This window comes from Saccharothrix sp. HUAS TT1 (assembly GCF_040744945.1).
Taxonomy (GTDB): Bacteria; Actinomycetota; Actinomycetes; order Mycobacteriales; family Pseudonocardiaceae; genus Actinosynnema.
In genome coordinates this window covers 6703923-6727853 of record NZ_CP160453.1, presented here as the reverse complement: position 1 = coordinate 6727853, position 23931 = coordinate 6703923, and the positions used below count along the sequence as shown (strand labels likewise).

The 23931-nt window shown below is 73.4% G+C and carries 22 protein-coding genes; 11 read left to right on the top strand and 11 right to left on the bottom strand.

Annotated features, from left to right (window positions below; all coding sequences use genetic code 11):
* Nucleotides 1-14 precede the first annotated feature (14 nt).
* Together AB0F89_RS30205 and AB0F89_RS30200 are read right to left on the bottom strand one after the other, a co-directional pair.
* Nucleotides 15-1208, bottom strand: a complete 1194-nt coding sequence (locus AB0F89_RS30205) for an MFS transporter (RefSeq protein ID WP_367129036.1) — start codon at nucleotides 1206-1208, stop codon at nucleotides 15-17.
* A 63-nt stretch (nucleotides 1209-1271) separates the two neighbouring features.
* Nucleotides 1272-2858: a carboxylesterase/lipase family protein gene (locus tag AB0F89_RS30200; protein WP_367129035.1), complete on the bottom strand. Its 1587-nt coding sequence runs from the start codon at nucleotides 2856-2858 to the stop codon at nucleotides 1272-1274.
* Between the two features lie 232 nt (nucleotides 2859-3090).
* On the opposite strand from AB0F89_RS30200, the gene AB0F89_RS30195 reads away from it, so the two are divergent.
* Nucleotides 3091-3975, top strand: a complete 885-nt coding sequence (locus tag AB0F89_RS30195; protein WP_367129034.1) for a GyrI-like domain-containing protein — start codon at nucleotides 3091-3093, stop codon at nucleotides 3973-3975.
* Nucleotides 3976-3999: 24 nt separating this feature from the next.
* Here AB0F89_RS30195 and AB0F89_RS30190 read toward each other — a convergent pair whose 3' ends face one another.
* A complete protein-coding gene (locus AB0F89_RS30190) occupies nucleotides 4000-5076 on the bottom strand; it encodes a winged helix DNA-binding domain-containing protein (protein ID WP_367129033.1) in 1077 nt (358 codons plus the stop codon).
* Nucleotides 5077-5089: 13 nt separating this feature from the next.
* A complete protein-coding gene (locus AB0F89_RS30185) occupies nucleotides 5090-5500 on the bottom strand; it encodes a VOC family protein (protein ID WP_367129032.1) in 411 nt (136 codons plus the stop codon).
* 87 nt (nucleotides 5501-5587) lie between these two features.
* On the opposite strand from AB0F89_RS30185, the gene AB0F89_RS30180 reads away from it, so the two are divergent.
* Nucleotides 5588-6550, top strand: a complete 963-nt coding sequence (locus tag AB0F89_RS30180; protein ID WP_367129031.1) for a helix-turn-helix transcriptional regulator — start codon at nucleotides 5588-5590, stop codon at nucleotides 6548-6550.
* Between the two features lie 5 nt (nucleotides 6551-6555).
* Here AB0F89_RS30180 and AB0F89_RS30175 read toward each other — a convergent pair whose 3' ends face one another.
* Both AB0F89_RS30175 and AB0F89_RS30170 read right to left on the bottom strand, forming a co-directional pair.
* Nucleotides 6556-7350, bottom strand: coding sequence for a leucine-rich repeat domain-containing protein (locus AB0F89_RS30175; protein WP_367139051.1), 795 nt, complete (start codon nucleotides 7348-7350; stop codon nucleotides 6556-6558).
* Nucleotides 7351-7433: 83 nt separating this feature from the next.
* Complete coding sequence (locus AB0F89_RS30170; RefSeq protein ID WP_367129030.1) at nucleotides 7434-8498, bottom strand: spore photoproduct lyase family protein; 1065 nt, start codon at nucleotides 8496-8498, stop codon at nucleotides 7434-7436.
* A 564-nt stretch (nucleotides 8499-9062) separates the two neighbouring features.
* Here AB0F89_RS30170 and AB0F89_RS30165 point away from each other — a divergent pair.
* The 3 genes from AB0F89_RS30165 to AB0F89_RS30155 all read left to right on the top strand — a co-directional run bounded on the left by AB0F89_RS30165 (nucleotide 9063) and on the right by AB0F89_RS30155 (nucleotide 11094).
* Nucleotides 9063-9449, top strand: a complete 387-nt coding sequence (locus tag AB0F89_RS30165) for a hypothetical protein (RefSeq protein ID WP_367129029.1) — start codon at nucleotides 9063-9065, stop codon at nucleotides 9447-9449.
* Between the two features lie 17 nt (nucleotides 9450-9466).
* Complete coding sequence (locus AB0F89_RS30160; protein ID WP_367129028.1) at nucleotides 9467-9601, top strand: hypothetical protein; 135 nt, start codon at nucleotides 9467-9469, stop codon at nucleotides 9599-9601.
* Nucleotides 9602-9837: 236 nt separating this feature from the next.
* Nucleotides 9838-11094, top strand: a complete 1257-nt coding sequence (locus AB0F89_RS30155; RefSeq protein WP_367129027.1) for a PP2C family protein-serine/threonine phosphatase — start codon at nucleotides 9838-9840, stop codon at nucleotides 11092-11094.
* 10 nt (nucleotides 11095-11104) lie between these two features.
* Here the strand turns inward: AB0F89_RS30155 and AB0F89_RS30150 are convergent, their stop codons facing one another.
* Nucleotides 11105-11731: a hypothetical protein gene (locus tag AB0F89_RS30150; protein WP_367129026.1), complete on the bottom strand. Its 627-nt coding sequence runs from the start codon at nucleotides 11729-11731 to the stop codon at nucleotides 11105-11107.
* Between the two features lie 158 nt (nucleotides 11732-11889).
* Between AB0F89_RS30150 and AB0F89_RS30145 the strand changes: the two genes are divergently transcribed.
* Nucleotides 11890-12300 (top strand): VOC family protein, encoded by a 411-nt coding sequence (locus tag AB0F89_RS30145; RefSeq protein WP_367129025.1) that lies wholly within the window; start codon nucleotides 11890-11892, stop codon nucleotides 12298-12300.
* A 22-nt stretch (nucleotides 12301-12322) separates the two neighbouring features.
* Here AB0F89_RS30145 and AB0F89_RS30140 read toward each other — a convergent pair whose 3' ends face one another.
* Nucleotides 12323-14140, bottom strand: coding sequence for an ABC transporter ATP-binding protein (locus AB0F89_RS30140; protein WP_367129024.1), 1818 nt, complete (start codon nucleotides 14138-14140; stop codon nucleotides 12323-12325).
* A 157-nt stretch (nucleotides 14141-14297) separates the two neighbouring features.
* Here AB0F89_RS30140 and AB0F89_RS30135 point away from each other — a divergent pair, with 157 nt between their 5' ends.
* The gene (locus tag AB0F89_RS30135; protein WP_367129023.1) at nucleotides 14298-14975 is read left to right on the top strand and encodes a DUF1990 family protein; all 678 of its coding nucleotides are present in this window, start codon (nucleotides 14298-14300) and stop codon (nucleotides 14973-14975) included.
* Nucleotides 14976-15036: 61 nt separating this feature from the next.
* Nucleotides 15037-16089: an NAD-dependent epimerase/dehydratase family protein gene (locus tag AB0F89_RS30130; protein ID WP_367129022.1), complete on the top strand. Its 1053-nt coding sequence runs from the start codon at nucleotides 15037-15039 to the stop codon at nucleotides 16087-16089.
* A 114-nt stretch (nucleotides 16090-16203) separates the two neighbouring features.
* Here AB0F89_RS30130 and ligA read toward each other — a convergent pair whose 3' ends face one another.
* Nucleotides 16204-18195: an NAD-dependent DNA ligase LigA gene (gene ligA / locus AB0F89_RS30125; RefSeq protein ID WP_367129021.1), complete on the bottom strand. Its 1992-nt coding sequence runs from the start codon at nucleotides 18193-18195 to the stop codon at nucleotides 16204-16206.
* Between the two features lie 81 nt (nucleotides 18196-18276).
* On the opposite strand from ligA, the gene AB0F89_RS30120 reads away from it, so the two are divergent.
* The 3 genes from AB0F89_RS30120 (at nucleotide 18277) to AB0F89_RS30110 (ending at nucleotide 22068) form a co-directional block, all read left to right on the top strand.
* A complete protein-coding gene (locus AB0F89_RS30120) occupies nucleotides 18277-19446 on the top strand; it encodes an RtcB family protein (RefSeq protein ID WP_367129020.1) in 1170 nt (389 codons plus the stop codon).
* A gap of 148 nt (nucleotides 19447-19594) precedes the next feature.
* Nucleotides 19595-21040, top strand: coding sequence for an argininosuccinate synthase (gene argG, locus AB0F89_RS30115; RefSeq protein WP_367129019.1), 1446 nt, complete (start codon nucleotides 19595-19597; stop codon nucleotides 21038-21040).
* 128 nt (nucleotides 21041-21168) lie between these two features.
* The gene (locus tag AB0F89_RS30110) at nucleotides 21169-22068 is read left to right on the top strand and encodes a bile acid:sodium symporter family protein (protein WP_367129018.1); all 900 of its coding nucleotides are present in this window, start codon (nucleotides 21169-21171) and stop codon (nucleotides 22066-22068) included.
* Nucleotides 22069-22093: 25 nt separating this feature from the next.
* On the opposite strand, the gene AB0F89_RS30105 is transcribed toward AB0F89_RS30110, so the two are convergent.
* Both AB0F89_RS30105 and AB0F89_RS30100 read right to left on the bottom strand, forming a co-directional pair.
* Nucleotides 22094-23131, bottom strand: coding sequence for an NAD(P)/FAD-dependent oxidoreductase (locus AB0F89_RS30105; RefSeq protein WP_367129017.1), 1038 nt, complete (start codon nucleotides 23129-23131; stop codon nucleotides 22094-22096).
* Nucleotides 23132-23267: 136 nt separating this feature from the next.
* Nucleotides 23268-23831, bottom strand: a complete 564-nt coding sequence (locus AB0F89_RS30100; RefSeq protein WP_367129016.1) for a superoxide dismutase — start codon at nucleotides 23829-23831, stop codon at nucleotides 23268-23270.
* Between the last annotated feature and the right edge of the window lie 100 nt (nucleotides 23832-23931).

Genomic DNA, 23931 nt, shown 5'->3' with positions numbered 1-23931 from the left:
CCTCCCATCCCGGCTCAGGCGAACCGGGCCCGGCGCGCGCCCCACAACGCCAGGAGCGTGACGAGGACCAGGACGCCGCCGAGGACCAGCACGGCGGGCAGGGCGACCCGGTCGACCACGACGCCGCCGACCAGCGCCCCCAGGGCGATGGAGAAGTTGAACACCGCCACCCACAGCGACGTGGCGGCCTCCACCGCGTCGGGCGCGGCCTTGAACATCCACGTCTGGAGGGTCACCGACACACCGCCGTAGGCCAGTCCCCACAGCAGCAGCAAGGCGATGCCGCCGACCGGGCCGCGGCCCAGGACGGGGAACAGCAGCATCACCGCCGCCAGCGACACGGTGATCACCAGGACGGTCCGCCGCACCCCGCGCGCCACGGCGGCGCCCGCGATGAAGTTGCCGATGAACCCGGCGGCGCCGAACCCGAACAGCAGCGCCCCGACCACGCCTTCGCCCAACCCCGAGATCCGCTGCAGCAACGGGCTGACGTAGGTGAACGCGGCGAGGTGGCCGGACACGATCAGGAACGTGGCGACGATGCCCGCGCGCACGCCCGGGTCGCGCAGCTGCGCCACGAGCTCGCCGACCCGGACCGGTCGGTCGGGCGGCAGCCCCGGCAGCAGCAGGAACAGCCCGACCAGCACCAGCAGCGCCAGGACGCCCAGGGCGATGAACGCCGTGCGCCAGCCCGTGGCGCTGCCGATGAGCGTGCCGAGCGGGACGCCGAACACGTTCGCCGCCGCGACCCCGCCGAAGATGACCGCCGTGGCCCGGGTCACCGCGTGCGCGGGCACCAGGCGGACGGCCAGCCCGCCCGCGATCGCCCAGAAACCGCCGATCGTGACGCCGACCAGCACCCGGGACGCGAGCAGCACGGCGAAGTTCGGCGCGACCGCGGACAGGGCGCTGGCCGCCGTCATGAGCGCCATCAGCACGACCAGCAGCACCCGCCGGTCCAGCCGGCCCACCACCACCGGCACCAACGGCGCGGAGATGGCGGCGACGACACCCGGCACGGTGACCATCACGCCCGCCGTGCCGACCGACACGTCCAGGTCGGTGGCCACGGGCGTCAGCAGCCCGATCGGCAGCTGCTCCGCCGTCACCAGCAGGAAGATGCCCAGGGACACGGTCAGGACCGCCGACCACGTCTTCAGCGGCACCCGCGCGCGATCCTCCTGAACAGGGCTGTCCGCTCTCGTCATGTCGATCCGACCTCGCTCACCGTGGTTGAACAACCGACCGCCTCCGTGCGGCCGGGCGTGTGGTCAGGCCCTGGGGATCCAGCCCGCTTCGTCCCAGAACCGCAGTTGGCGCGTCTTGGCCACGTGCCCGATCGCCGCGACCCGCTCGCCGCCCAGCACCAGCGTGGTGGGCGCGGCGGGGTCGTGCACGGGCCACTCCGGCACGGCGGCGCTGGTGGGCGCCTCGCCGCGGGCGAAGGACGCGACCAGGTCCATGAAGTTCTCCGCCACCGCGGCGGCGGTCCCGTCCACCGCGAACACCTGCGGCTCCACCGGGAGGTTCCAGCACTCGCGCAGCGCCTCCCGGTCGGCGTAGGTGCCGAACAGGTGCGGTGACGTGGCCTCGTGCGGCGTGCCGAAGTACGGCGTCAGCACCGGGTGGGCGAACTCCATGACGTACTGGGGCGTGCGCCCGTCGCGGGCGTGCCGCTCGGACAGCCGCACGATGTGGTAGCGGAACAGGGCGTCGCCCCAGATCTCGGTCCACAGCCACAGCGGGTCCGCGGGGCGGCCCTCCGCCAGCGCGGCCTCGCGGTAGGCCGAGACGCACCCCTCCACCAGGGAGTCGGGCACGTCGGCCGCGCCCTTGTCCAGCACCGCCCGGATCGCCGTGCGCAGTTCCGCGTCGGTGGTCGGCGCGGGCGTGGGCGCGGGCTGCGGCGGGTTCGGGCCGGTGTAGAACGAGCCCTCGGTGGACGTGTGCACGACCATCATCGGCAGGTCCGGGGTGGGCAGTTCGTGGTCGTGACCTAGCACCCACCGCCCGTCGACCACCGGACCCCGGAACTCCCGGCCGCTGGCCACCTCCCGCCGGCGCGGGTCGCCGGAGAAGAACTTCTCCCAGGCGTCCGCCAGCACCTCGACGGGCGCCTCGCGCAGGCCGCGCACGGTCGTCCCGAGCTGGTCGGCCAGCGCCTCGTAGGTGGCGCGCGCGTCGGCGTGGTCGAGCGAGGTGGCGGGCGACCACACGTGGCAGGCGCTGATGGGGATGATCCGCCGGATCAGCGCCCGCACCTCCGGCAGCAGGGCCAGCTGCCAGGCGCTGGAACCGCCCGCCGACGTCCCGGCCAGGGTGATGTTGTCGGGGTCGCCGCCGAACGCGGCCGCGTTGTCCCGCACCCAGCGCAGCGCCGCCGCCTGGTCCTGGAGCCCCCAGTTGGCGTGCGAGCCGGTGTCCGGGTCGGTCAGGTCCTCGTGCGCGCCGAACCCGAGCACGCCGAGCCGGTAGTTGAAGGTCACGACCACCAGGTCGCCCCGCTCGGCCAGGCGCGCGCCGGCGTAGGCGCCCAGGCTGCCCGCCCCGACCTGCCAGCCGCCGCCGTGGACGTAGACGAGCACCGGCCGGTGGCCGTCCGGGCCGGGCGACCACACGTTCGCGTACAGCGAGTCCTCGGAGCTGCCGGGGATGATCGACTGGAGCGACGCGGGCGCGAACGCGGTGGCGTCGCGCACCCCGTCCCACGGTCGCGGCGGGCGGGGCGAGGCGAACCGCAGCGCCCCGACCGGCGGCGCGGCGTAGGGCACCCCGCGCCAGACCACCACCCCACCGGTCCGCTCACCCGCGACGGCGCCCGCGGTGGTTCGGGCGACGACGCCTTCGCGCACTGGCATCACGACCTCCGGCCATGGGTACGGACAACGGCACCGCGATCGTGTTACGGGTCCCGTGCCACCGGCAAAGCCGCGTTCGACAATGTGTCAGGTAGCGCGGGACCGCCAGGTGGAGTAGTGGCCGCCGTCGGCCCGACCGCCTGGGCGCGTGGTCGGATGACCGGATCGGACCGGGGCGATCGGGCGCGGCCGGGGCGCCGTCGACCAGGGTTGACGTCGAAAGGGGGGCCTCATGATCTCGGCGCTCAACCGGCTCGTAGCCCTGGTCGAGGAGCACCTGGCCGAAGAGCTGGACGTCGGCGACCTGGCCGCGGCGCACGGCACGACCGAGTACCACCTGCGCCGGATGTTCTCGTCGCTGGCGGGGATGCCGCTGTCGGAGTACGTGCGGCGGCGGCGGATGACCGTCGCCGCCGGCGACGTGGTCCGGGGCCGGGGCGACCTGCTCGGCATCGCCGTCCGGCACGGCTACGGCTCGGCCGAGGCGTTCGGCCGGGCGTTCCGGTCCGTCCACGGAGCCGGGCCCGGTGACGTCCGCCGCGACGGAGGCCCCCTTCGCGCACAACCGCAGCTCAGGTTCCGCCTGACCGTCGAAGGGAGCACCCCCATGGACACCCGCCTCGTGGACCGGCCCGCGTTCCGCCTGGTCGGCCACGCCGCCCGCGTCCCGCTCATCCACCACGGCGTCAACCCGCACATCCAGCAGCACATCAGCGCGCTGCCGGCCGGGGAGCACGCCCGGCTCAAGGCGTTGGGCGACACGGAGCCCGCCGGCCTGCTGCAGGTCAGCGACGACGTCGACCCCGACGCCGCGGAGGGCAGCGAGCTGACCTACCTGCACGGCGTCGCCGTCACCGGCGGCGCACCGGTCCCCGACGACCTCGACGCCATCGAGGTCCCGGCCGGCCGGTGGGCGGTCTTCCGCACCTCGGGACCCCACCCGCAGGTCCTCCAGCAGACCTGGGCCGCGACCGCGACCGAGTGGTTCCCCTCCAACCCGTGGCGCCTGCGGCCGGGTCCCTCGATCGTCGCGGTCCTGGACCGCGCGGCCGACTTCAGCACCGCGACCTGCGAGCTGTGGCTCCCGGTCGAACCGTCGGCCGACGTCGTCCGCTAGGCGTGGTCCGCCACCCGGCGAGGTTCACCCTTCAGGATGAACCTCGCCGGTCAGGAACGCCGTCAGCCCGTCAGCCTCCTCGGTGACGGCGGCGTGCTCGGCGCGGGTGAAGCGGCGCAGCGGGGTGACGGTCACGGCGCCGGTAGCCGCGGTCCAGGTCGCGGCGACCCGGCCGTCGACCAGCACGACGCGCTCACCGGCGACCGACAGGCCGCGGTGGGCGTGGTCGATGATCCGCTCGCGGTCGTGGTAGCCGAGGACCGCGTTGTCGAACGCGGGCAGGAACCGCACCGGGGCCGGTGTGCCGGGGTCGGGGCGCGGCGCGTCCGGCAGGTCCAGCAGTTCCCGGCCGCGCTCGTCGCGGAAGGCGACCAGCTCCGGGCGGGTCGCGGCGACCGCGCCGGGCAGGCCGGCGAGGCCGCACCAGGCGCGCAGGTCGGCCGTGGCGGCGGGGCCGAACGCGGCCAGGTAGCGCAGCAGCAACGCCCGCCCGACCGGGTCGGAGCCGGCCGGGGCGGGCGGGTCGACCTCGCGGCCGAGCCACGAGGCCAGCGGCGCCGTGCGCGCGCCCGCCTTCCGGCGCCACAGCCCGCGCGGCGGCAGCTGCACCGTCGGGACGAGGGCGGCGATCGCCATCTCGCCCAACGCCCGCGGCCCGGCGGTCGGCCAGCGGGTGGCCAGCGCCCGGCCCAGCTCGGGCATCGTGCGCGGCTCCCCGTCGGCCAGCTCCGCCCGTGCCGCCGCCGCGAGTTCGTCGAGGTCCACCCCGTCGAACTCGCGGCGGTACACGCCGAGCACCCGTTGCCGCAGCATGGGGCCGTGCCGGGCGCGCCAGGCCAGCGCGTCGTCGGCGGTGACCAGGTGGACCGTGCGGCGCATGAGGTGGGTCCGCACCACGCGCCGCCCGGTCACCAGGTCGTCCAACGCGGCCGGGTCGAACGCGCGCAGCCGCGACCAGAGCCCGACGAACGGCTCCTGCGGCTCCTGCGCCTGCATGCCGCACAGGTGCGCCACGGCGTCGACCACCGGCAGGTCGGCGCGCTCCAGCAGCAACTGCCGGGCGAGCGTCGCCCGGTTGAGCGCACGGGTGCTCAGCAGCACGTCGCGGTCCCGATCAGGAGTGGGGGACGACGTCGACCACCCAGACGACGCCGAAGCGGTCCCGCAGCATCCCATAAGCGGGCGCCCAACCGGCCGGGCTCAGCGGGACCACGACGGTCGCGCCGTCGGACAGCGGCTCCCAGTAGCCGGTCACCTCCTCGACGGTCTCGCCGCGCAGCGAGACGAAGAACGAGTTCTCACCCCGGTCGTGGGCCATCGACGCGGGCACGTCGTAGGCCATCACGTGGAAGCCGCCCTCGGCGAGCACCTGGCCCCACATCACCTGGTCGGGCTCCCCTTGGACGTTCCCGGCGTCCTGGTACGTGACGACGGCGAGGTGGCCGCCGAACACGGATCGGTAGAACTCCAGCGCCGCGCGGGCGTCACCGCGGAAGTTCAGGTGGGTGGTGGTCGTGACGGACAAGGTCGCTCCTCAAGTCGACTGCTGTGGGACAACGGTCGCAGCAGAAGCGGACAGGGTGTGTCCTCTTCTTCGGGCAGGATGGGGGACGTGCCGAAGACCTCCGCTCGACTGCTGGCGCTGCTGTCGTTGTTGCAGGCGCGCCGGGACTGGCCGGGGACGCTGCTGGCCGACCGGCTGGAGGTAAGCCCGCGGACCGTGCGCCGCGACGTCGACCGCCTGCGCGAGCTGGGCTACCCCATCGTCACCACCAAGGGACCGGACGGTGGTTACCGGCTCGGCACGGGCGCGCAGCTGCCGCCGCTGCTGTTCGACGACGAACAGGCCATCGCCCTCGCCGTGGCGCTGCGGATCGCCACCGGCGCCGGCGTCGGCATCGAGGAGGCCGCGGCGCGCGCGTTGCACACGGTCCGCCAGGTCATGCCCGCCCGGTTGCGCCACCGCATCGACACCCTCCAGGTGACCTCGGTCGAACCGGCCGCGGCGCGGCTCGACAGCGGTGTGCTGACGGCGATCAGCGCCGCCGTGCACGCCCGCGAGGTGCTGCGCTTCGACTACCGGCCGGTGTCCCGGACCGACGCCGGCCCGCCGCGCCGGGTGGAACCGCACCACCTCGTCACCAGGGGCGGGCGCTGGTACCTCGTCGCGTGGGACCTCGACCGCGACGACTGGCGGATCTTCCGCGCCGACCGGGTCGACCCGCGCACCCCCACCGGCCCCCGGTTCGCGCCACGAGAGGTGCCCGGCGGTTCCGCGGCCGCGTTCGTGACGAGCAGGTTCCGCGGCTCCGACGGCACCGGCGACTGGCCCTGCCGCGGCGAGGTGGTCCTCGCCCTGCCCGCCGCCGAGGTGTCGCCGTTCCTGCCGGACGGCGTGGTCGAAGAACTCGGCCCGGACCGCTGCCGGCTCACCCTCGGCTCGTGGTCGTGGCCCGGACTGGCGGCCGCCGTCGGCAGGTTCGACGCCGACGTCGAGGTCGTCGGACCGGCCGAGCTCAGGGCCGCCTTCGCCCGACTGGCCCGCCGCTACGCCGAGGCGGCCCGGGAACGCTGACCGCGCTACCAGCCGGCGTCGGGCTGGACCACGTCCGGACCACCGGTGTGGTGCGTCGGCACGTGGTCGCGCGCCGGTTCCGGCAACGCCGCCACGCACGCCGCGGAGCACGCGTTGACCAGCAGCGGCAGCACGTCGGTGCCGACCCGGCCGGAGATCCACACCTGCCGCAGCTCGCGGACCGGGCCGTCGCAGACGCTGCAGGTCCGCACGGCGGTGGCGCCCCACACGCCGGGGTCGAGCGCGGCGAGGTCCGCCCGACCCGCCTCGGTCACCGGTCGCAGGGCCGGGAACGGCGGCCGGAACTTGAAGTTGCCGTAGAGGGCGCGCGTGCTCACCGTGCTGTTGGCGAGGCGCGCGCACCTGGTCAGCTCGTACGGGTACCAGTGCAGCCGGTACGAGGTGTAGGGGTCGAACACCTCGAGGCTGCTCATCGCGCCGATCTCGGGCGGGACGCGCACCAGGTTCGTGCCGTAGAGGACCAGCCGCTTCACCGCGGTCAGCTTCGCGATCGCGGCGGGCAGGGTGACGACCTGCCGCCGTTCGGCGGCGCTCATCCCGGTGAACGGCGCGAACTCCGCCCGCCCGTCCGCCGCCGCCTCGTCCACCAGCCGCAGCAGCCGGAGCCACCCCGCCGCCGTGACGTCCTGCCGGTCCCGGTGGAAGGACGTGGTCGTCGGCGGGGTCCCGGTCCGGAGGCCGAGGCAGTCGCACCGGTCCTGGCTCGGACCGTCCGAAGCGGGGCCGACCGCGTCCGCGAACCGGTTGGGCGTCGCCCGCGGGGTGCCGTCGTCAGCCATCACCGGCGCAGCGTACTTCGGCGATCACCGGGCTCGGTCGCCGTTCCCGCACCGACCCGGACGACGGGACGTGCCCGGTCCGCTCAGAACGCGTAGCGGACGCGCAGGTAGGGGGCGTGCAGGCGGATCAGGTCCAGCAGCTCGTCCAGCAGCCCGCGCTTCAGGCCCCGCCGGTAGCGGACGTTGACGCCGCCGCCCTCGCTGCGCTTCGACTCCTGGAGGTCGGGCCGCCACAGGACGTCCTCGGCCCGCGGGTGCCAGCGCAGGTTCACCTCGTGCAGCGCCTGGTTGTGGGTGAGCATGATGACCTCCGCCGCCAACTGGTCGCGGGTGGCGGGGGACGTCGCGTCGCCCAGCGCCCGCAGCAGTTCGCGCCAGTCGTCCAGCCAGCCGTCGTGCACCACGACCGGGCTGAGGTTGACGTGCACCTCGTACCCGGCGGCGCGGAAGTCGTCCAGGGCGGCGAGGCGGTCGGCGATCGGGCTGGTGCGGATGTCGAGGAGCTTCGCGGTGCGCTCGGGCATCAGCGAGAACCGCACCCGGGTGCGGCCACCCGGGTCCCAGCCCAGCAGGCCCCGGTTGACGTGCTTGGTGGCGAACGACGCCTTGGCGGTGGGCAGGCCGCGGAACAGCTCGACCAGGTCGCGCACGTTGTCGCTGATCAGGGCGTCCACCGAGGCGTCCGAGTTCTCCCCGATGTCGTACACCCACGCCGCGTCGTCCACCTGGCCCGGCTCGGTCAGCGGGCCCTGCCGGGCGACGTGCCTGGCCAGGTAGCCGGTGATCTGCTCGATGTTCGCGAACACCGTGATCGGGTTGGAGTAGCCCTTGCGCCGCGGCACGTAGCAGTACGCGCACGCCATCGCGCACCCGTTCGCCGTGGACGGCGCGATGAAGTGCGCCGAACGCCCGTTCGGCCGCGCGCTCAGCGACTTCTTCACGCCCAGCACCAGCGCCTCCTGCTTGATGCGCACCCAGCGGCGGGCGTTGGCCTCGTCACCGTGCAGCTCCGGGATGCGCCAGTGGCTGTCGACCTCGACCCGCTCGGCGTCGGGGAACCGGTCGAGCACGGCGCGCCCGCGTGGCAGGTCCGCGGCGGCGGGCTCCACGTAGATGCGGGTGGGCGAGATCAGCGGCTGGGTGGTCACACCTCCAGTGTCCGAACAGGACCGACGAAACCGCATGATGAACGGCGCCCTGTGGGCCGGCTCACCACGCATCGCCGCCGAAGCGGGCACGGAGGGTGATCACGTGACGTCCCTCGATCCGTCGGCGGACTCGCCCGATCGAACCCGGATCGACCGGTGCTGCCGGTAACGCCGTCACTGGCAGTAGGGGAGCGGTTGCGAAGCGCGTGACTGCATGGCCGGGCCGGCGGACGTGGTGGTGCTGGTCGGCGTCAGCCTGAGCGCCTTCGCGACCGATGCCGTCGAGCACGCCGACCTCGGGTGGACCAGGCCCCTGGTCACGTTCGCCTGCGCGACCTACCAGTGGCGCACCTCGCTGCGGACGGGCGTCGTCGCGGCGCTGGTGGTCGACGGCGGTCTGATCGCCGTCATCTCTGGCCGAGGGTGCGGATGGGGACCTGCTGGTCCCGCAGGCGTGGGTGCCCGAGGGGGGCTGCGGGAGTCCGTGCGCGGCCGGTTGAGCCGGGTCGGCGGCACGGCGGCGGTCACCTCCGCCGCCGGCGCGGGAACCGTGGTCCGGTTGGAGTGGAGCGACCCGTCCAGGTGCCCGCGTTCGCCGTGCTGGCCGCGGTGCTCGCCGCGTTCGCGCCGGCCACCGCGGACCTGCCCGACGGGCGCACCGCGACCAGCGTGGACTGGGCGTTCGGCGCGGCCAACCGGGTTGGCCTGGTCGTGCTGCTGAACCGTCCTCTTCGGACGGTGGTGGGGGTCCTGTCGGCGCACGGGTTGATCGCCCTGACCGGTCTGCTGCTGGCCTTCGTGCTGCACCGACTCGCCGCGACCGCGGCCACCGAGGGCGAGCGGGCACGGAGGCCGTGGCGGCCGAGTCCCACCGCCGCAGGCAGCAGCGGATCGCCGACCTGTCCGCCGGCGCGGTGCCGCTGCCGGCGGGGCTCGCCGACGGCTCGCTGAGGCCCGAGGACTCCCTGGTGCAGCGGCGGAACGCGATCGAGGCCGCCCGGATGCGGCGGCTGTGCGCGGAGACGGACGTGGTGACGAACCTGTTGCTGCACGAGCTGCGCCCCCGCTGTAGGGCGCCCACCGCGAAGCACCCCGCGCTGTAGCAGGCGGTCAAGATCATCGACGCCCGTTCACCCTCATGGCTGTCGGACGCCCTGATCGGCGCCTGCGGCCCGGACCGCCCGCGTTCCCCGGCCTCGACGTCATCTGACCGTTCCAGCAGGTCAGGTGGCACCACGCGACGCTTGAGCGCGCCCGCTCGTCATTCGGTGAGCCGGTCGCATCGGACCGACCGGATGGGTGAGTGATGTTCGTGGCCCAGGTGGGTAATACCGGGTGGATGAGCCGGGAGGACACGGTGGACGGTGAGCTGGGGTTGGGAGACGTGCTGGCGGCGGCGGAGCAGTCGCCACCGGTGGAGTCGGTCGACGTGGTGGCGCGGAACCTGGAGAAGCGGTTCGGCGCGATCAGTGTCTCCTTCCTGCTGGTCGACCTCGTCGGGGAGCAGCTGGTGCGCCTGACGTCGACCGACGGGGACGAGCACGGGCGCGTCCCGGAGCGGATACCGCTGCCGGGCAGCGCCTACGACGAGGTGCTGCGCACCCAGCAACCCCACTGCGGCGACACCGGCGCCGAGGGCACGTGGGTCGTGCTGCCGGTCACCAACCGCGGCGACTGCGTCGGCGTGCTGGAGATGACCGTGCCCGGCCTGGACGAGTCGACGCTGGCCCAGCTCGGCGAGGCCGCGCACGCGCTGGCCTACATCATCGTCACCGACCGCCGGTTCACCGACCTGTACCACTCGGGCAGGCGCACCACCGGGATGAGCCTGGCCGCCGAGATCCAGCACCAGCTGCTGCCGACGGCGTCCTGCTGCGAGGCGGCCCAGTTCACCGTCGCCGGCGGCCTGGTGCCCGCCGACGACATCGGCGGCGACACGTACGACTACGCCCTGGACCACGACGTGCTGCACCTGTCGATCACCGACGCCGCCGGGCACGACGTCGCGTCGGCCCTGACCGCGACGCTCCTGACGGCTGCGCTGCGCTGCGCCAGGCGCGCCGAGTGCGACCTGGTCGCCCAGGCGCGGCAGGCCAACGAGTCGCTGGTGGAGCACGGCCGCGGCGCGCTGGCGACCGGTCTGCTGCTGTGCGTCCACCTCGACCAGGGCCGGGCCGAGGTGGTCAACGCCGGCCACCCGCAGCCGCTGCGCCTGCGCGACGGCGTGGTCGAGCCGGTCGCGCTGGAGGTGGACCTGCTCTTCGGCGTGGACCGGGAGGCCCGGTACCGCGCGCAGACCCTGGACCTGAGACCCGGGGACCGGCTGGTGCTGCTGACCGACGGCATGGTCGAGCGCGACGCGGCGAGCGTCGACCTGCCCGCGCTGATCCTCGACACCGGGGCGCTGCACCCGAGGGAGGTCGTGCGGGCGTTGACCAGGGCGGTGCGCGCCGCCAGCCGGGGCGCCCTGCGCGACGACGCCACCGTGCTGTGCCTGGACTGGCACGGCACCCACCACACCGATCGCCGGGCGGGCACCGGCGCCGACACCGCCAGCGCCTCACCGCTGGAGTGGCACGCCCGGGAGGGCCGTTGACCGCGTCGGGTCAACGGCGGTGCACGAGCACCTGCCACTGTTCCGGCAGGGGAGGGAGGGCGATGCCCTCTTCGCGCGCGAAGTCCGGCAGCCACCGGTTCCTGCGGGCGTAGTACCGGTAGCTCAGCGCGCCGGCGGCGAGGCGGAAGGCGACCGCGACCACCGCGACCACCTGCGCGAGCGGTCCGGTCGACCACGCCTGGAACACGACCACCGCGAGCAGGGCGACCAGGGCCAGCTGGATGGCCGCCCACAGCACCAGCGCCCAGCGGGGCGTGGGGGCGTCGTGGCGGAGGGCGGCCAGCGTGTCGGCCGCGTCCGCGCCGTGCTCGCGCAGGCGTGCCGCTCCCGCGTTGCGCCTGCGCACCTCCTGGAAGCGCTCGATGACCGCGTTCGCGCCCACCATGCCCACCCCGACGCCGGTCATGGTGGTGAGCCCGGAGTCCGGCCCGAGCGCCACCGCCGCCGCCGCCGCCGAGAGGTCCAGCACCCCCGCCGCCACCGTGAGACCCAGGTCCCGCCGGAGGAGGCGCGGGGGTAAGCCCTGCCCGTCCGGAGCCGCTTCCGGCCGCTTCTCGACCACCCGGTCCACCTGATCACGAGCCCGCCGGACGTCCTCGGCCACCGCCACCCCCACTGCTCGATCCACAAGCGAACCGGTTCCCGAGGCGACCCCGGGCGAAACGCCGGCGGCAACGCGCCCCGCCGGGCGTTCACGGACCCATGGCCCTCAGCGCCCGGCGCGGTGCACGTCGGGGGCTGATCGGCGAAGATGGATCACGGAGGTGGTGTGACGTGGCGGAGAGCGTGCCCCGGCTGCGGCAGGTGGTGCTGGACAGCACCGACGTCCGGGCGCTGGCCGAGTTCTACCGGCAACTGCTGGGACTGGTCTACCGGCCGGGCGACGAGCCGGGCGAGGACGACAGCGGCGTCGACTGGCTGGTCCTGCGCGACCCCGCGGGTGGTGCGCAGGTGGCGTTCCAGCAGGTCGACGACCTGCCGGAGGCGACCTGGCCGGACGGGCCGGCGCCGCAGCAACTGCACCTGGACCTGACCGTGACGTCGGTCGAGGAGCTGGAGGCGCAGCACCGGCGCGTCCTGGAACTCGGCGGCCGGCTGCTGCGCGACCGCAGCGACGACCCCGACGAGCCGCTGTACGTGTACGCCGACCCGGCGGGCCACCCGTTCTGCGTCTTCGTCGCCTGAGCCACCCGGCCCCCGCCGGGCGTCACGCCGTGAACGGCACCGGTTCGTCCGCCTCGTGCAGGAAGCCGCCGGACTGGTGTCGCCACAGCTTCGCGTACGCGCCGTCGGCGTCGAGCAGTTCGGCGTGCGTGCCCTGCTCCACGATCCGGCCCTGGTCGAGCACGATCAGCCGGTCCATCCGCACCACGGTGCTCAGCCGGTGCGCCACGACGAGCGCGGTGCGCCCCTCCATGAGCTGCCACAGCGCCTCCTGGACCAGCACCTCGCTCTCCGAGTCCAACGCGCTGGTCGCCTCGTCCAGCAGCAGCACGGGCGCGTCGCGCAGGATGGCGCGGGCCAGCGCGACCCGCTGCCGCTGCCCGCCGGACAGCTTGATGCCGCGCTCGCCGACCATCGTGTCGAACCCGTCGGGCAGCGCGTCGGCGAACTCCGCCACGTGGGCGGCCCGCGCGGCGCGGCGGATCTCGGCCTCGGTCGCGCCCGGCCGGGCGAACGCGATGTTCTCGCGCAGCGTCCGGTGGAACATGGCCGGGTCCTGGGGCACGTACGCGATCAGGCTGCGCAGGTCGGTCTGGCGCAGCCGCGCGATGTCCTGGCCGCCGATGAGGATGCGCCCGCCGTCGACGTCCATCAGCCGCAGCAGCAACCGGGTCAGCGTGGTCTTGCCGCCGCCCGAGCGACCGACCAGCCCGATCCGGGTGCCCGCCGGGATGTCCAGGTCCAGTCCGGTGAACAGCGGCTCGCCGCCGCCGTGCGCGAACACCACGCGCTCGAACCGGACTCGGGAGTCCTTGACGCGCAGCGGTTCCGGCTCCGGCGGGTCGACCACGGTCGGCGGTTCCAGCAGCAGCTCGGTGAACTGGGCGGCCTCGGTGAGCGAGCTCTCCAACCGCCGGTAGATCTGGTTGAACTCGAACATGATCCGCGTCGCGTTGGTGAAGTACGCGAACGTCACCACGATCGCCTCCACGCCGAGCCCACCGCTGACCCCGACGGCCACGGCCAGGCCGAGCGCGTTGGTCAGCACGGACAGCGGCGCGACCACGGTGTCGATGCGCAGGTTGCCGTAGTCCCACGACCGCAGCGCCAGCACCCGGTTCTCGGCGGTCCGGACCCGGTGCTCCGCGCCCTCGCGCCGCTCGGCGGCGAACGCCCGCACCGTCTCCATGTTCGACAGCGTGTCCGCGACGTGGCCGGACACCCGCGCGTAGGAGGCTTCGCGCTCGTCGACCAGCTGCTGGCGGCGGCGGACGAGTGGCGCGACCACGAACCCGGTGACCAGGATCAGCCCGAGCAGCACCACGACCAGCAGCGGGTGGTAGGTCCACAGCACGACGCACGCGAAGCCCAGCGGGATCAGGTTGCCGCCGATCTTGAACGCCATCGTGTCCACGAACTCCTCGAACCGGCCCGAGAAGCTCAGCACCCGCTTGGTGAGCGATCCGGCGAAGTTGTCGTGGAAGAACGCCGCGTCCTTGGCCAGCAGCGCGTCCATGCCGAAGATCGACAGGTGCTCGATGCCGCGCGCGTCCGTGCGGTTCAGGCAGTGCACGCCGACGCGCCACAGCAGTTCCGCGAACAGCATCAGCCCGACGAACGCCAGCAGGTACGGCAGCACGGCGGTGAGACCGGTGTCGCCACCGCCCGCGAGCCGACCCGCCAGCGCGCCGACCGCCAGCGGCGCGAGGTAGAGCAGGCAGGTGTTGCCGAGGGCGGGCAGCACGAGCGCGCCCACCCCGAGCGACCGGTGGCGCCACAGCTCCCGGCTGTAGAGGCGTAAAGCGAGCAGCACCGCCTTCTTGCGGTTGTTCGGGGTTTCACCAGACCTTGGCGCAGCCATCCGACTCCCTTCGGGGGCACCTTGGCGCGATCGATGTTGCCGTACCGGACCGGGCGCCGGCGATCGAATAACGACCGCCCGCCGCGCTCCCGCGCCCGGCCGGTTGAGGCGGGCGCGGGCGGGTAGCCCACGTGCTCCGGGATGTCGAGGAGTCGTCGTGCGGGTGACCTTGTCGGGTCGGGCCGAGATCGGGCCGTTGCTGCGTGAGCTGCGTGGGCGTGGGCTCAACTACGACCCGGCGGAGGTCCGGGAGCCGTGGTGGACGTTCGACGTGCACCGGCACGAGCTGGGGCGGGAGGCGCCCGGACCGCCCGAGCCCGACGGCCTGTGGCAGCGGGCACGAAGGCTCGTCGCGGACTACGAGTTCACCCCGCCCGAGATCATCCGGGCCTACTACGAGGCCGGGTCCGACCTGCTCGGCCGGGACATGGTGCTCCAGGCCAGGCTGCCCGGCCTGCGGTTCCTGATGGGTGTCCGGGTCACCGACGTGCGTGACGAGGCCTCCGCCGAGCGGACGCTGTGGGGCTGGAGCTACGAGACGCTGGAAGGTCACCTGGAACGCGGTCGGGTCGACTACGAACTGGTCAAGGATCACCTGACCGGTGAGGTGGAGTTCAGCGCGCGCAGTCACTCGCAGTTGCACCCCCGCGCGCCGTGGTGGATGCGGTGGGGGTGGCGGGCGTTCGGCCGGCGCGTGCAGCTGCGCTTCTACCGGCGTGCCGGTCAACGCCTGCGGCTGCTCAGCCGCGGCCTGCGGCCACCGGTGGCGGTGGCGCCCGTCGCGGTGGAGCGCACCGGCCGGTGGAGCCTCAGCCTGCGTGACCCGATCCGGTGAGGTTGGGCGCCTCCCGGTCGGGTAGCCCGGCGGGAGATCCCAAGTGGACGGAGAACCCGCCGTGCGAGTCGTGATCACCGGGGCCTCGGGCAACGTGGGCAGCGGCGTGCTGCGCGCGCTGGCCGCCGACGGCGAAGACCACCAGGTCGTCGGCATCTGCCGGCGCGCGCCCGGCCACGTGCCGCCGTTCGACGGCGTCACCTGGCTGTCGTGCGACCTGGGGGAGGAGAGCGCGCGCGACGTGCTGGACGAGGCCATGGTCGGCGCGGACGCCGTGGTGCACCTGGCGTGGATGTTCCAGCCGATCAGGCAGGGCGAACGGCTGCACCGCACCAACCACAAGGGCACCGCGGCCGTGCTGGAGGCGGCGCGCCGGGCGAACGTGCCGCAGGTCGTGCACGGGTCGTCGATCGCGGTGTACGCCCCGGCGGGCGACCGGCCGGTGGCCGAGAGCTGGCCCGCCACCGGCATCCCGGGCTCGGTCTACGGCACGGGCAAGGCCGAGGTCGAGGCGGCGCTGAGCCGGTTCGCCGAGGAGAACCCGGACACCGCCGTCGCCTCGATCCGGCCGACGCTGGTCGCCCAGAGCGCGGCCTCGGCGAGCTTCCTGGCCCTGTTCTTCGACCCGCTGGTGCCGCAGTGGCTGATCCGCCTGCTGCGCGACGGCAAGCTCCCGCTCCTCCCGCTCCCGGCGGGCATGAAGGTGCAGCTGGTGCACGCCGACGACGTGGGCGACGCGATCGTCCGAATCCTGCGCCGCCGCGGCCGGGGCGCCTACAACCTGGCCGCCGACGTCCTCACCGCCGCCGACCTCGCCCGGGTCGTGGACGCCCGCGCGGTGCCCGTGCCCGCGACCGTGATGCGCTCGACCGTGGGCCTGCTGTGGGGACTGCGGGCGATCGGCATGTCGCCGGGCTGGTTCGACGTGGGCACCCGGTCACCGCTGGTGGACACGTCGCGAGCGCGCACCGAGCTGGACTGGTCACCGCGGTTCACCAGCACCGACTGCGCCCGCGAACAGCTCACCGGCCTGGCCGCCGGCACCCCCGGCGGCAGCCCCGCCCTGAGCCGCGACCGACTGCGCACCGACAACCGCGCCACCCGCCTCACCTGAACCCCGCCGCCGGCCAAACCCACCGGCCAGACCTGCCGCCCCACCCCCTGCCGCGCGACGTCCATCTCCCCGAGCCCACCCACCGGGCGCGGGGTTCGGCGGCCGGTCGGCGCGCTAGGCGATCCCGGCGGCGATCAGCTGCTGCCAGATCACCCCCTGGTCCACCACCTCCACCCCCAGCTTCTCGGCCTTCGTCAGCTTGCTCGCACCGACGTCGGCCCCCGTGATCAGGTAATCGGTGTTCGCCGACACCGAGGACGCGGTGGTCGCGCCCGCCTTCTCGCACAGCCGCTGGAACGTGGGCCGGGGCACCTTCTCACCTGAACGGGGGTCGTTGATCGCGCCGGTGACCACCACCGTCTTCCCGGCCAGCGGCGCGTCCGAGGCGACCACCGGCGGCAGGTCCTCCTCCCGCACGTCCAGCGACACCCCCCGCTCGCGCAGCCGTTCCAGCTCCGGCCGCAGCCGGGTCAGGTGCTCGATCAGCGAGGCGGCGACCTTCGGGCCGATGTCCTCGACGGCCACCAGGCGCTCCTCGCCGGCGTCGGCCACCTCTTCGAGCGAACCGAAGCCCGCCCGGCACAGGCGGGTGGCGGTGCCCTCCGACGCCATCGGGATCGCCAGGCCGATCAACGCCCGCCGCAGGCCCACGGCACGGCTCGCGGCGATGGAGTCGATCATCCGGGCGGCCGAGGTCTCGCCGATCCGGTCGAACTCCAGCAGCTGCTCCTTGGTCAGGGTGTAGAAGTCGGACGGGTTCTCCAGCAGCCCCGCCTCGGCGAGCCGTTCGATCCACACCGGACCGACCGCCTCGATGTCCGCCGCCGCTCGCGACGCCCAGTGGATCAACCGCCGCACGGTCTGCGCCGGACAGGCCACGTTGGTGCAGAACAGCTCCCGGCTGTTGCCCTGCTCGGTCAACCCGTGGCCGCACGACGGGCACGCGTCGGGCGGCACGATCTCCCGCTCCTCGCCCGTGCGCTTGGACTCGTCCAGCACACCGGCCACGAACGGGATCACGTCACCCGCCCGGCGGACCAGCACCGTGTCGCCGATCCTGATCCCGCGGGCCCGGATCACCTCCTGGTTGGCCAGCGTGGCCCTGGTGACCGTCGTGCCGCCCACGAACACCGGCTCCAGGTGCGCCACCGGCGCGATCTTGCCCGTCTTGCCCACGTCCCACACCACGTCGGCCAGCACCGTGGTCTTCTCCTCGGCGGCGAACTTGAACGCCAGCGCCCCGCGCGGCGAACTCGACCGCGTGCCCGCCGCGGCGAAGGCGTCCCGGTTCGCCAGCCGCAGCACCGCGCCGTCCAAGTCGTAGTCCAGGTCGTTGCGCCCGGTCTCGATCCCGCCGATCACCGCCTGCGCCGCCTCCGCGTCGTCGCAGTGCCGCATGTCCGCGACGCCGAACCCGAGCGCGCGCAACCCGTGCTCCAGGTCGGCCGCCGCCCCGCCCTCGGAGGTGTCGAGGTCGAAGGCGAAGAACCGCAGGCGCCGCTCGGCCACCACCGCCGGGTCCTTCGCGCGCAACGTGCCCGCGGCGGCGTTGCGCGGGTTGATCAGCGGCTTGTCCGGGTGCGCGGTGTTGTAGGCGGCGAACGTGGAGCGCAGCATCACCGCCTCGCCCCGCACCTCCACCCGACCCGGCGCGTTCACCCGGTCGGGCACCCCGTCGGTCAACGCCCGCACCAGGAAGGTGACGTCATCACCCGTCGTGCCGTCACCCCGCGTGATCGCGCGCGTCAACCGGCCGTCCTCGTAGACCAGGGCCAGCGACAGCCCGTCCAGCTTCGGCATGACCACCACCGGCTGGCCGGGGAAGCGGTCGAAGAACGCCACCACCTGCTCCGGCCTGGTCGCCTTCTCCAGCGACAGCATCGGCCGCGAGTGCCTGATCGGCGCGTGCAGCACGGCCGGCGCGCCCACCTGCTCCAGCGGGTTCGGGTCGGGGGTCAGCTCCGGGTTGGCCTCGACCAGGCCGCGCAGCTCGTCCTCGATGGCGTCGTACTCCGCGTCGGCCACCAGCGGCGAGCCGCGGTAGTAGGCGTCACGCAGCACGACGACCTGGTCGGCGAGTTCCTGGATGCGTTCCCGAGCGTTCACGGCTGACAAGTTACCGGCGACCACCGACAAACCGAGCGAATCTCGCTCGCGGCGCGGCTCGCCGACCCCTAGCTTTGGCGCGTGGAGCAGATCAACGAGCGACTGGTGAACTGGGCGTCCATCCTCGACCCGGGCACCCGCGAGCAGGCGGAGAAGACCTCGCGCCTGCCCTTCATCTTCCCGCACCTGGCGCTCATGCCCGACGCGCACCTCGGGAAGGGCGCCACGGTCGGCAGCGTCATCCCCACCCTGGGCGCGATCATCCCGGCCGCCGTCGGAGTGGACATCGGCTGCGGCATGATCGCCGTGCGCACCCAGTTCACCGCCGACGACTTCCGCTCGCGCCCGCTCGCCGGCCTGCGCGTGGCGATCGAGAACGCCGTGCCGCTGTCGGCCGGGAAGTACAACACCCGGCTCACCGGCACGGCGCGCGACCGGGTCGACGCGCTCGCCGCGCGGGCCGAGCAGGCCCGGTTCGAGCCGCGGGACTACGCGGCGAACTGGCAGCTGCAGCTCGGCACCCTCGGCAGCGGCAACCACTTCATCGAGGTCACGCTGGACGAGGCCGGGCAGGTGTGGCTGTTCCTGCACTCCGGGTCGCGCGGGGTGGGCAACAAGATCGCCCAGAAGCACATCCGGATCGCCCACGAGCAGTGCGAGCGCCGGTGGATCAGCCTGCCCGACCGCGACCTGGCCTACCTGGTCGAGGGCGAGGACGAGTTCTGGCGCTACATCCGCGAGATGCGCTGGGCCCAGGAGTTCGCCTGGCTGAACCGCGAGGAGATGATGGACCGGGTGGTCGACTGCGTGGCCGAGTGGACGGGCCGCGACGTGGAGCGCCGGGAGGTCGTGAACTGTCACCACAATTACACGGAGCAGGAGACGCACTTCGGGAAGCAGGTGTGGCTGTCCCGCAAGGGCGCCATCAACGCCGAGGAGGGGCGGCCCGGCCTCATCCCCGGCTCGATGGGCACGGCGTCGTACGTGGTGGTCGGGAAGGGCAACCGGGTCGCGCTGAACTCGTCGCCGCACGGCGCCGGCCGTGAGTACTCGCGCACGGCCGCGCGCAAGGCGTTCAACCGGGACGACCTGCGCCAGGCCATGGTCGGCATCGAGTACCGGGACACCGACGCGTTCATCGACGAGATCCCGGCGGCGTACAAGGACATCGACGTCGTGATGCGGGACGCGCGCGACCTGGTGGAGGTGCGCCACACGCTGCGGCAGATCGTCAACGTGAAGGGCGATTGAGCAGGTCCGCGACGCGAGTGGCGGGCAGCCCGGGTCGGTGGTCGAACGAAGGCCGCCGACCCGGGCGCGCGGGTCGCCACCACCCCTGACGGGGCGACTTCGACCCCCGGTTATGAATGGTCATGCAGCGTCGTGCATACTTCTAGTCGTGTCCAAGGTGCTCACTTACCTCCCCGCCGGCGAACACGTCGGCATCGCCTTCTCCGGTGGTCTCGATACGTCCGTGGCGGTGGCCTGGATGCGTGAGAAGGGCGCCGTGCCCTGCACGTACACCGCGGACATCGGTCAGTACGACGAGCCCGACATCGCCTCCGTGCCCGGTCGGGCCGCGGTCTACGGCGCGGAGATCGCCCGCCTGGTCGACTGCCGCGCGGCCCTTGTGGAGGAGGGCCTGGCGGCGCTGGCCTGCGGCGCGTTCCACATCCGGTCCGGCGGCCGGGCCTACTTCAACACCACGCCGCTCGGCCGCGCGGTCACGGGCACCATGCTGGTGCGCGCGATGCTGGACGACGACGTGCAGATCTGGGGCGACGGCTCCACCTACAAGGGCAACGACATCGAGCGGTTCTACCGCTACGGCCTGCTGGCCAACCCGGCCCTGCGGATCTACAAGCCGTGGTTGGACGCGGAGTTCGTCGGCGAGCTCGGCGGTCGCACCGAGATGTCGGAGTGGCTGCTCGCGCGCGACCTGCCGTACCGGTCCAGCACGGAGAAGGCGTACTCCACCGACGCCAACATCTGGGGCGCGACGCACGAGGCCAAGGCGCTCGAACACCTCGGCGCGGGCATCGAGATCGTCGAGCCGATCATGGGCGTGCGGTTCTGGGACCCGTCGGTGGAGATCTCCACCGAGGACGTCACGATCGGCTTCGACCAGGGTCGGCCGGTGACGATCAACGGCAAGGAGTTCTCCTCCGCCGTGGACCTGGTGCTGGAGGCCAACGCCATCGGCGGTCGGCACGGCATGGGCATGTCGGACCAGATCGAGAACCGGGTCATCGAGGCCAAGAGCCGCGGCATCTACGAGGCGCCGGGCATGGCGCTGCTGCACGCGGCCTACGAGCGGCTGGTCAACGCCATCCACAACGAGGACACCCTGGCGTCCTACCACAACGAGGGCCGCAAGCTGGGCCGGCTGCTGTACGAGGGCCGCTGGCTGGACCCGCAGGCGCTGATGGTGCGCGAGTCGCTGCAGCGCTGGGTGGGCATGGCGATCACCGGCGAGGTGACGCTGCGCCTGCGGCGCGGTGACGACTACTCGATCCTGGACACCACCGGGCCCGCGTTCAGCTACCACCCGGACAAGCTGTCCATGGAGCGCACCGAGGACTCGGCGTTCGGGCCGGTCGACCGCATCGGCCAGCTGACCATGCGCAACCTCGACATCGCCGACTCGCGCGCCAAGCTGGAGCAGTACGCCGGGCTCGGCATGGTCGGCAGCAGGCAGTCGACGCTGATCGGCGCCACGCCGGTGACCCCGACCAAGCTGATCGGCACGATGCCCGAGGGCGGCGCCGAGGCGATCGCGTCCCGCGGCGAGGTGCCCGACGACGAGCTGCTGGACCACGCGGCCCTGGAGGCCGGCAACGACTGACCGGTGACGCGCCCGCGCCGCTCGACGTGAGCGGCGCGGGCGCGCACTGAGCACGTCGGAAGAAGAACCGAGCCACCCCCCGGTGTGAGGATCAGGCACCTCACATCGAGCGGAAGGCTGGGTGGGTCATGAACAACTCCACGGTACTCCTGCTTTTTCCCATCACCGTGGCCATCATCATGCTCGGGCTCGGTCTCACCCTGACCCTGGAGGACTTCCGCCGGGTGGTGAAGTACCCGCGGGCGATGGTGGTCTGCCTGGTCGCGCAGATGCTGGTGCTGCCGGCGATCTGCCTGGGCCTGGTGGTCGTGTTCGGGCTGCGGCCCGAGCTGGCGATCGGCATGATGCTGCTCGCCGCCTCCCCGGGCGGCAGCACGGCCAGCCTGTACAGCCACCTGTTCAAGGGCGACCTGGCGCTCAACATCTCGCTGACCGCGGTCAACTCGGTGCTGGCGATGTTCACCCTGCCGGTGATCGTGAACCTGTCGGTCGCGGGCTTCCTCGGCGCGGACAGCTCGATCGGGCTGCAGTTCGACAAGGTCGTCCAGGTGTTCGCCATGGTGCTGATCCCGATCGCGGTCGGCATGGCGGTGCGGGCCAGGTTCAGCAACTTCGCCCAGCGCATGGAGCGCCCGGTGAAGATCCTGTCGGTCGTGGTGCTGCTCCTGATGATCACCAGCGTGATCAGCGGCCTCGGTGAAGAGGTGTTCGCGATCCTCGGCGAGGTCATCCTGGTGGTCGTGCTGTTCAACCTGTTCAGCATGTCGGTCGGCTACTTCGGGCCGCGGCTGCTGCGGGTCGGCAGGCGCGAGTCGATCGCCTCGGCGTTCGAGATCGGCCTGCACAACGCCACCCTGTCGATCGCCATCGGGATGAGCCCGACGCTGCTCAACAACACCGAGATGGCGATGCCGTCGGTGGTCTACGGGTTCGTCATGTTCATCACCGCCGCGCTGTTCGGCATGGTCATCTCCCGGCGCGTGTCGGCCGCGACCACCGACCAGGCGGTGACCCCGAACCGGGGGTGAGCCCCGGCCCGGCGGTCGTCCGGGGTCACAGGCCGTGGCGGCGGTCACCCGCCACGAGTTCGGCGACCCTGGCCTCCGACTCGGCGGAGAACGGGTCCCGGCGGGCGTCCACCGCCCGCCGGGTCTCCTCCGCGACCAGGTCGGCGTTGATCTGGGCGCCCGCGGCGGCGCCCGCCGCCGCGGAGGCCCCGACCTGGGCGGACAGGTCGGTGACGTTGCCCGCGACCCACACCCCGGGCACGTCGGTGCGGCCGGTCGGGTCGGCCGGGACGTGCTCGCCCATCCCGGACGGGTGCTCCACCGGCTTGAGCCCCAGCTCCGCCAGGAAACCGGCGCGCGCCACCATCCGCGTCGCCACCGCGACCACCTCGCGCCCGACGACCCGGCCGTCGGCCAGCCGCACGCCGACCACCCGGTCGCCGACGACCTCCAGGGCCGCGACCTCGCCGGTCACCACGTCGACGCCGCGCGCGGCCAGCTGCTCGGCCTGCTCGGCGGTCGGCGGCGCGGTGTGCGCGAAGAACGTGACGTCGGCGCTCAGCTGCCGGAACAGCAACGCCTGGTGCACCGCCATCGGACCGGTGGCCAGCACGCCGATGGCCTGGTCGCGGACCTCCCAGCCGTGGCAGTACGGGCAGTGGACCACGTCGCGGCCCCACCGCTCGCGCAGGCCGGCCACGTCCGGCAGCTCGTCGACCAGGCCGGTCGTCACCAGCAGCCGGCGGGCGCGGACCGAGCGGCCGTCGGCCAGCGCCACGGCGAACGCGTCGCCCTCGCGGGTCAACGCGTCGCCCTCGCGGGTCACCGCGTCGACCCGGCCGGTCACCACCCGGCCGCCGTAGCCGCGGACCTCGGCCCGACCGCGTTCCAGCAGCTCGGACGGCGGCACGCCGTCCCGGGCCAGCAGCCCGTGCACGCCCTCGGCCGGCGCGTTGCGCGGCGCGCCCGCGTCGACCACCAGGACCGACCGCCGTGACCGCGCCAGCATCAGCGCGCCGTTCAGCCCGGCGGCTCCGCCGCCGACCACCACCACGTCGTAGCTCTTGTCCAGCTCCAGGGTCATCAGGACCACCTCCGCGACCAACGATGCGCGTGGTCCGGACGAAGTGGCAAACCCTGTTGCCGGTTTGGCAACCTCGACCCGGCGCGGAGGCCGACCCCCGGCTCCCACCGGGCCGGCCTCCCCACCGGTGCTCAGGTCAGAACGCCACCGTCGCGCAGCCGACCCGCGGCCCCGCGGTGCCCGCCTTGCCGGGCTCGGTGGCCGTGCGCTGGGCGTGCACCACGACCGAGCCCGCCCGGCGGTCGGCGAACCGCCACGGCACGACCGCGCCGACCACGGCGCGGCCCCGGTCGTCGGTGGTGAAGTCGAGCCAGATCTCGTTCTCCGGGTTGGCGTAGGCCGGGTCGACCGACGGCTGGTCCGGGTCCACCACGTGCTGGTGGTGCGCGCCGGCGTCGGTCGGCAGCGCGCCGCACGGCAGCTGGTGCGCGTGGGCGCCGTAGGTCCGGTTGGGGACCAGGCCGTACACGGTGAGCAGGGTCTTCGTGGAGCGCCGCACCGGGGTGGCCACGACCACCACCGCCGCGCCGGGCGCGATCAGCGCCGGGTCGTAGGTGAAGGCCCGGGTGGCGGTGTCCGGGGTGGCGAAGCGGGCCACCGTCACCGCGACCCCGGTGGCCCGCGGGCTGTCGGCGGACGCGGAGGGCGTCACGGTCGTCGCGAGCAGTCCGACGACGACCAGGGGAACCAGACGTTTCACACTTCTGCCTTTCGCTGGAAAAGGCGGCGTGCCCCGAAGCTAGCACCTGCGGGCCCGCCGGGCTTTCACAGTGAAAGCCCGGTAATTCGGCGGCGGGAGG

Coding starts and splice junctions, on each gene's coding strand:
- AB0F89_RS30205 (WP_367129036.1), bottom strand. CDS start 1,208: ATGACGAGAGCGGACAGCCCTGTTCAGGAGGATCGCGCGCGGGTGCCG.
- AB0F89_RS30200 (WP_367129035.1), bottom strand. CDS start 2,858: ATGCCAGTGCGCGAAGGCGTCGTCGCCCGAACCACCGCGGGCGCCGTC.
- AB0F89_RS30195 (WP_367129034.1), top strand. CDS start 3,091: ATGATCTCGGCGCTCAACCGGCTCGTAGCCCTGGTCGAGGAGCACCTG.
- AB0F89_RS30175 (WP_367139051.1), bottom strand. CDS start 7,350: ATGGCTGACGACGGCACCCCGCGGGCGACGCCCAACCGGTTCGCGGAC.
- AB0F89_RS30155 (WP_367129027.1), top strand. CDS start 9,838: ATGAGCCGGGAGGACACGGTGGACGGTGAGCTGGGGTTGGGAGACGTG.
- AB0F89_RS30140 (WP_367129024.1), bottom strand. CDS start 14,140: ATGGCTGCGCCAAGGTCTGGTGAAACCCCGAACAACCGCAAGAAGGCG.
- AB0F89_RS30110 (WP_367129018.1), top strand. CDS start 21,169: ATGAACAACTCCACGGTACTCCTGCTTTTTCCCATCACCGTGGCCATC.
- AB0F89_RS30105 (WP_367129017.1), bottom strand. CDS start 23,131: ATGACCCTGGAGCTGGACAAGAGCTACGACGTGGTGGTGGTCGGCGGC.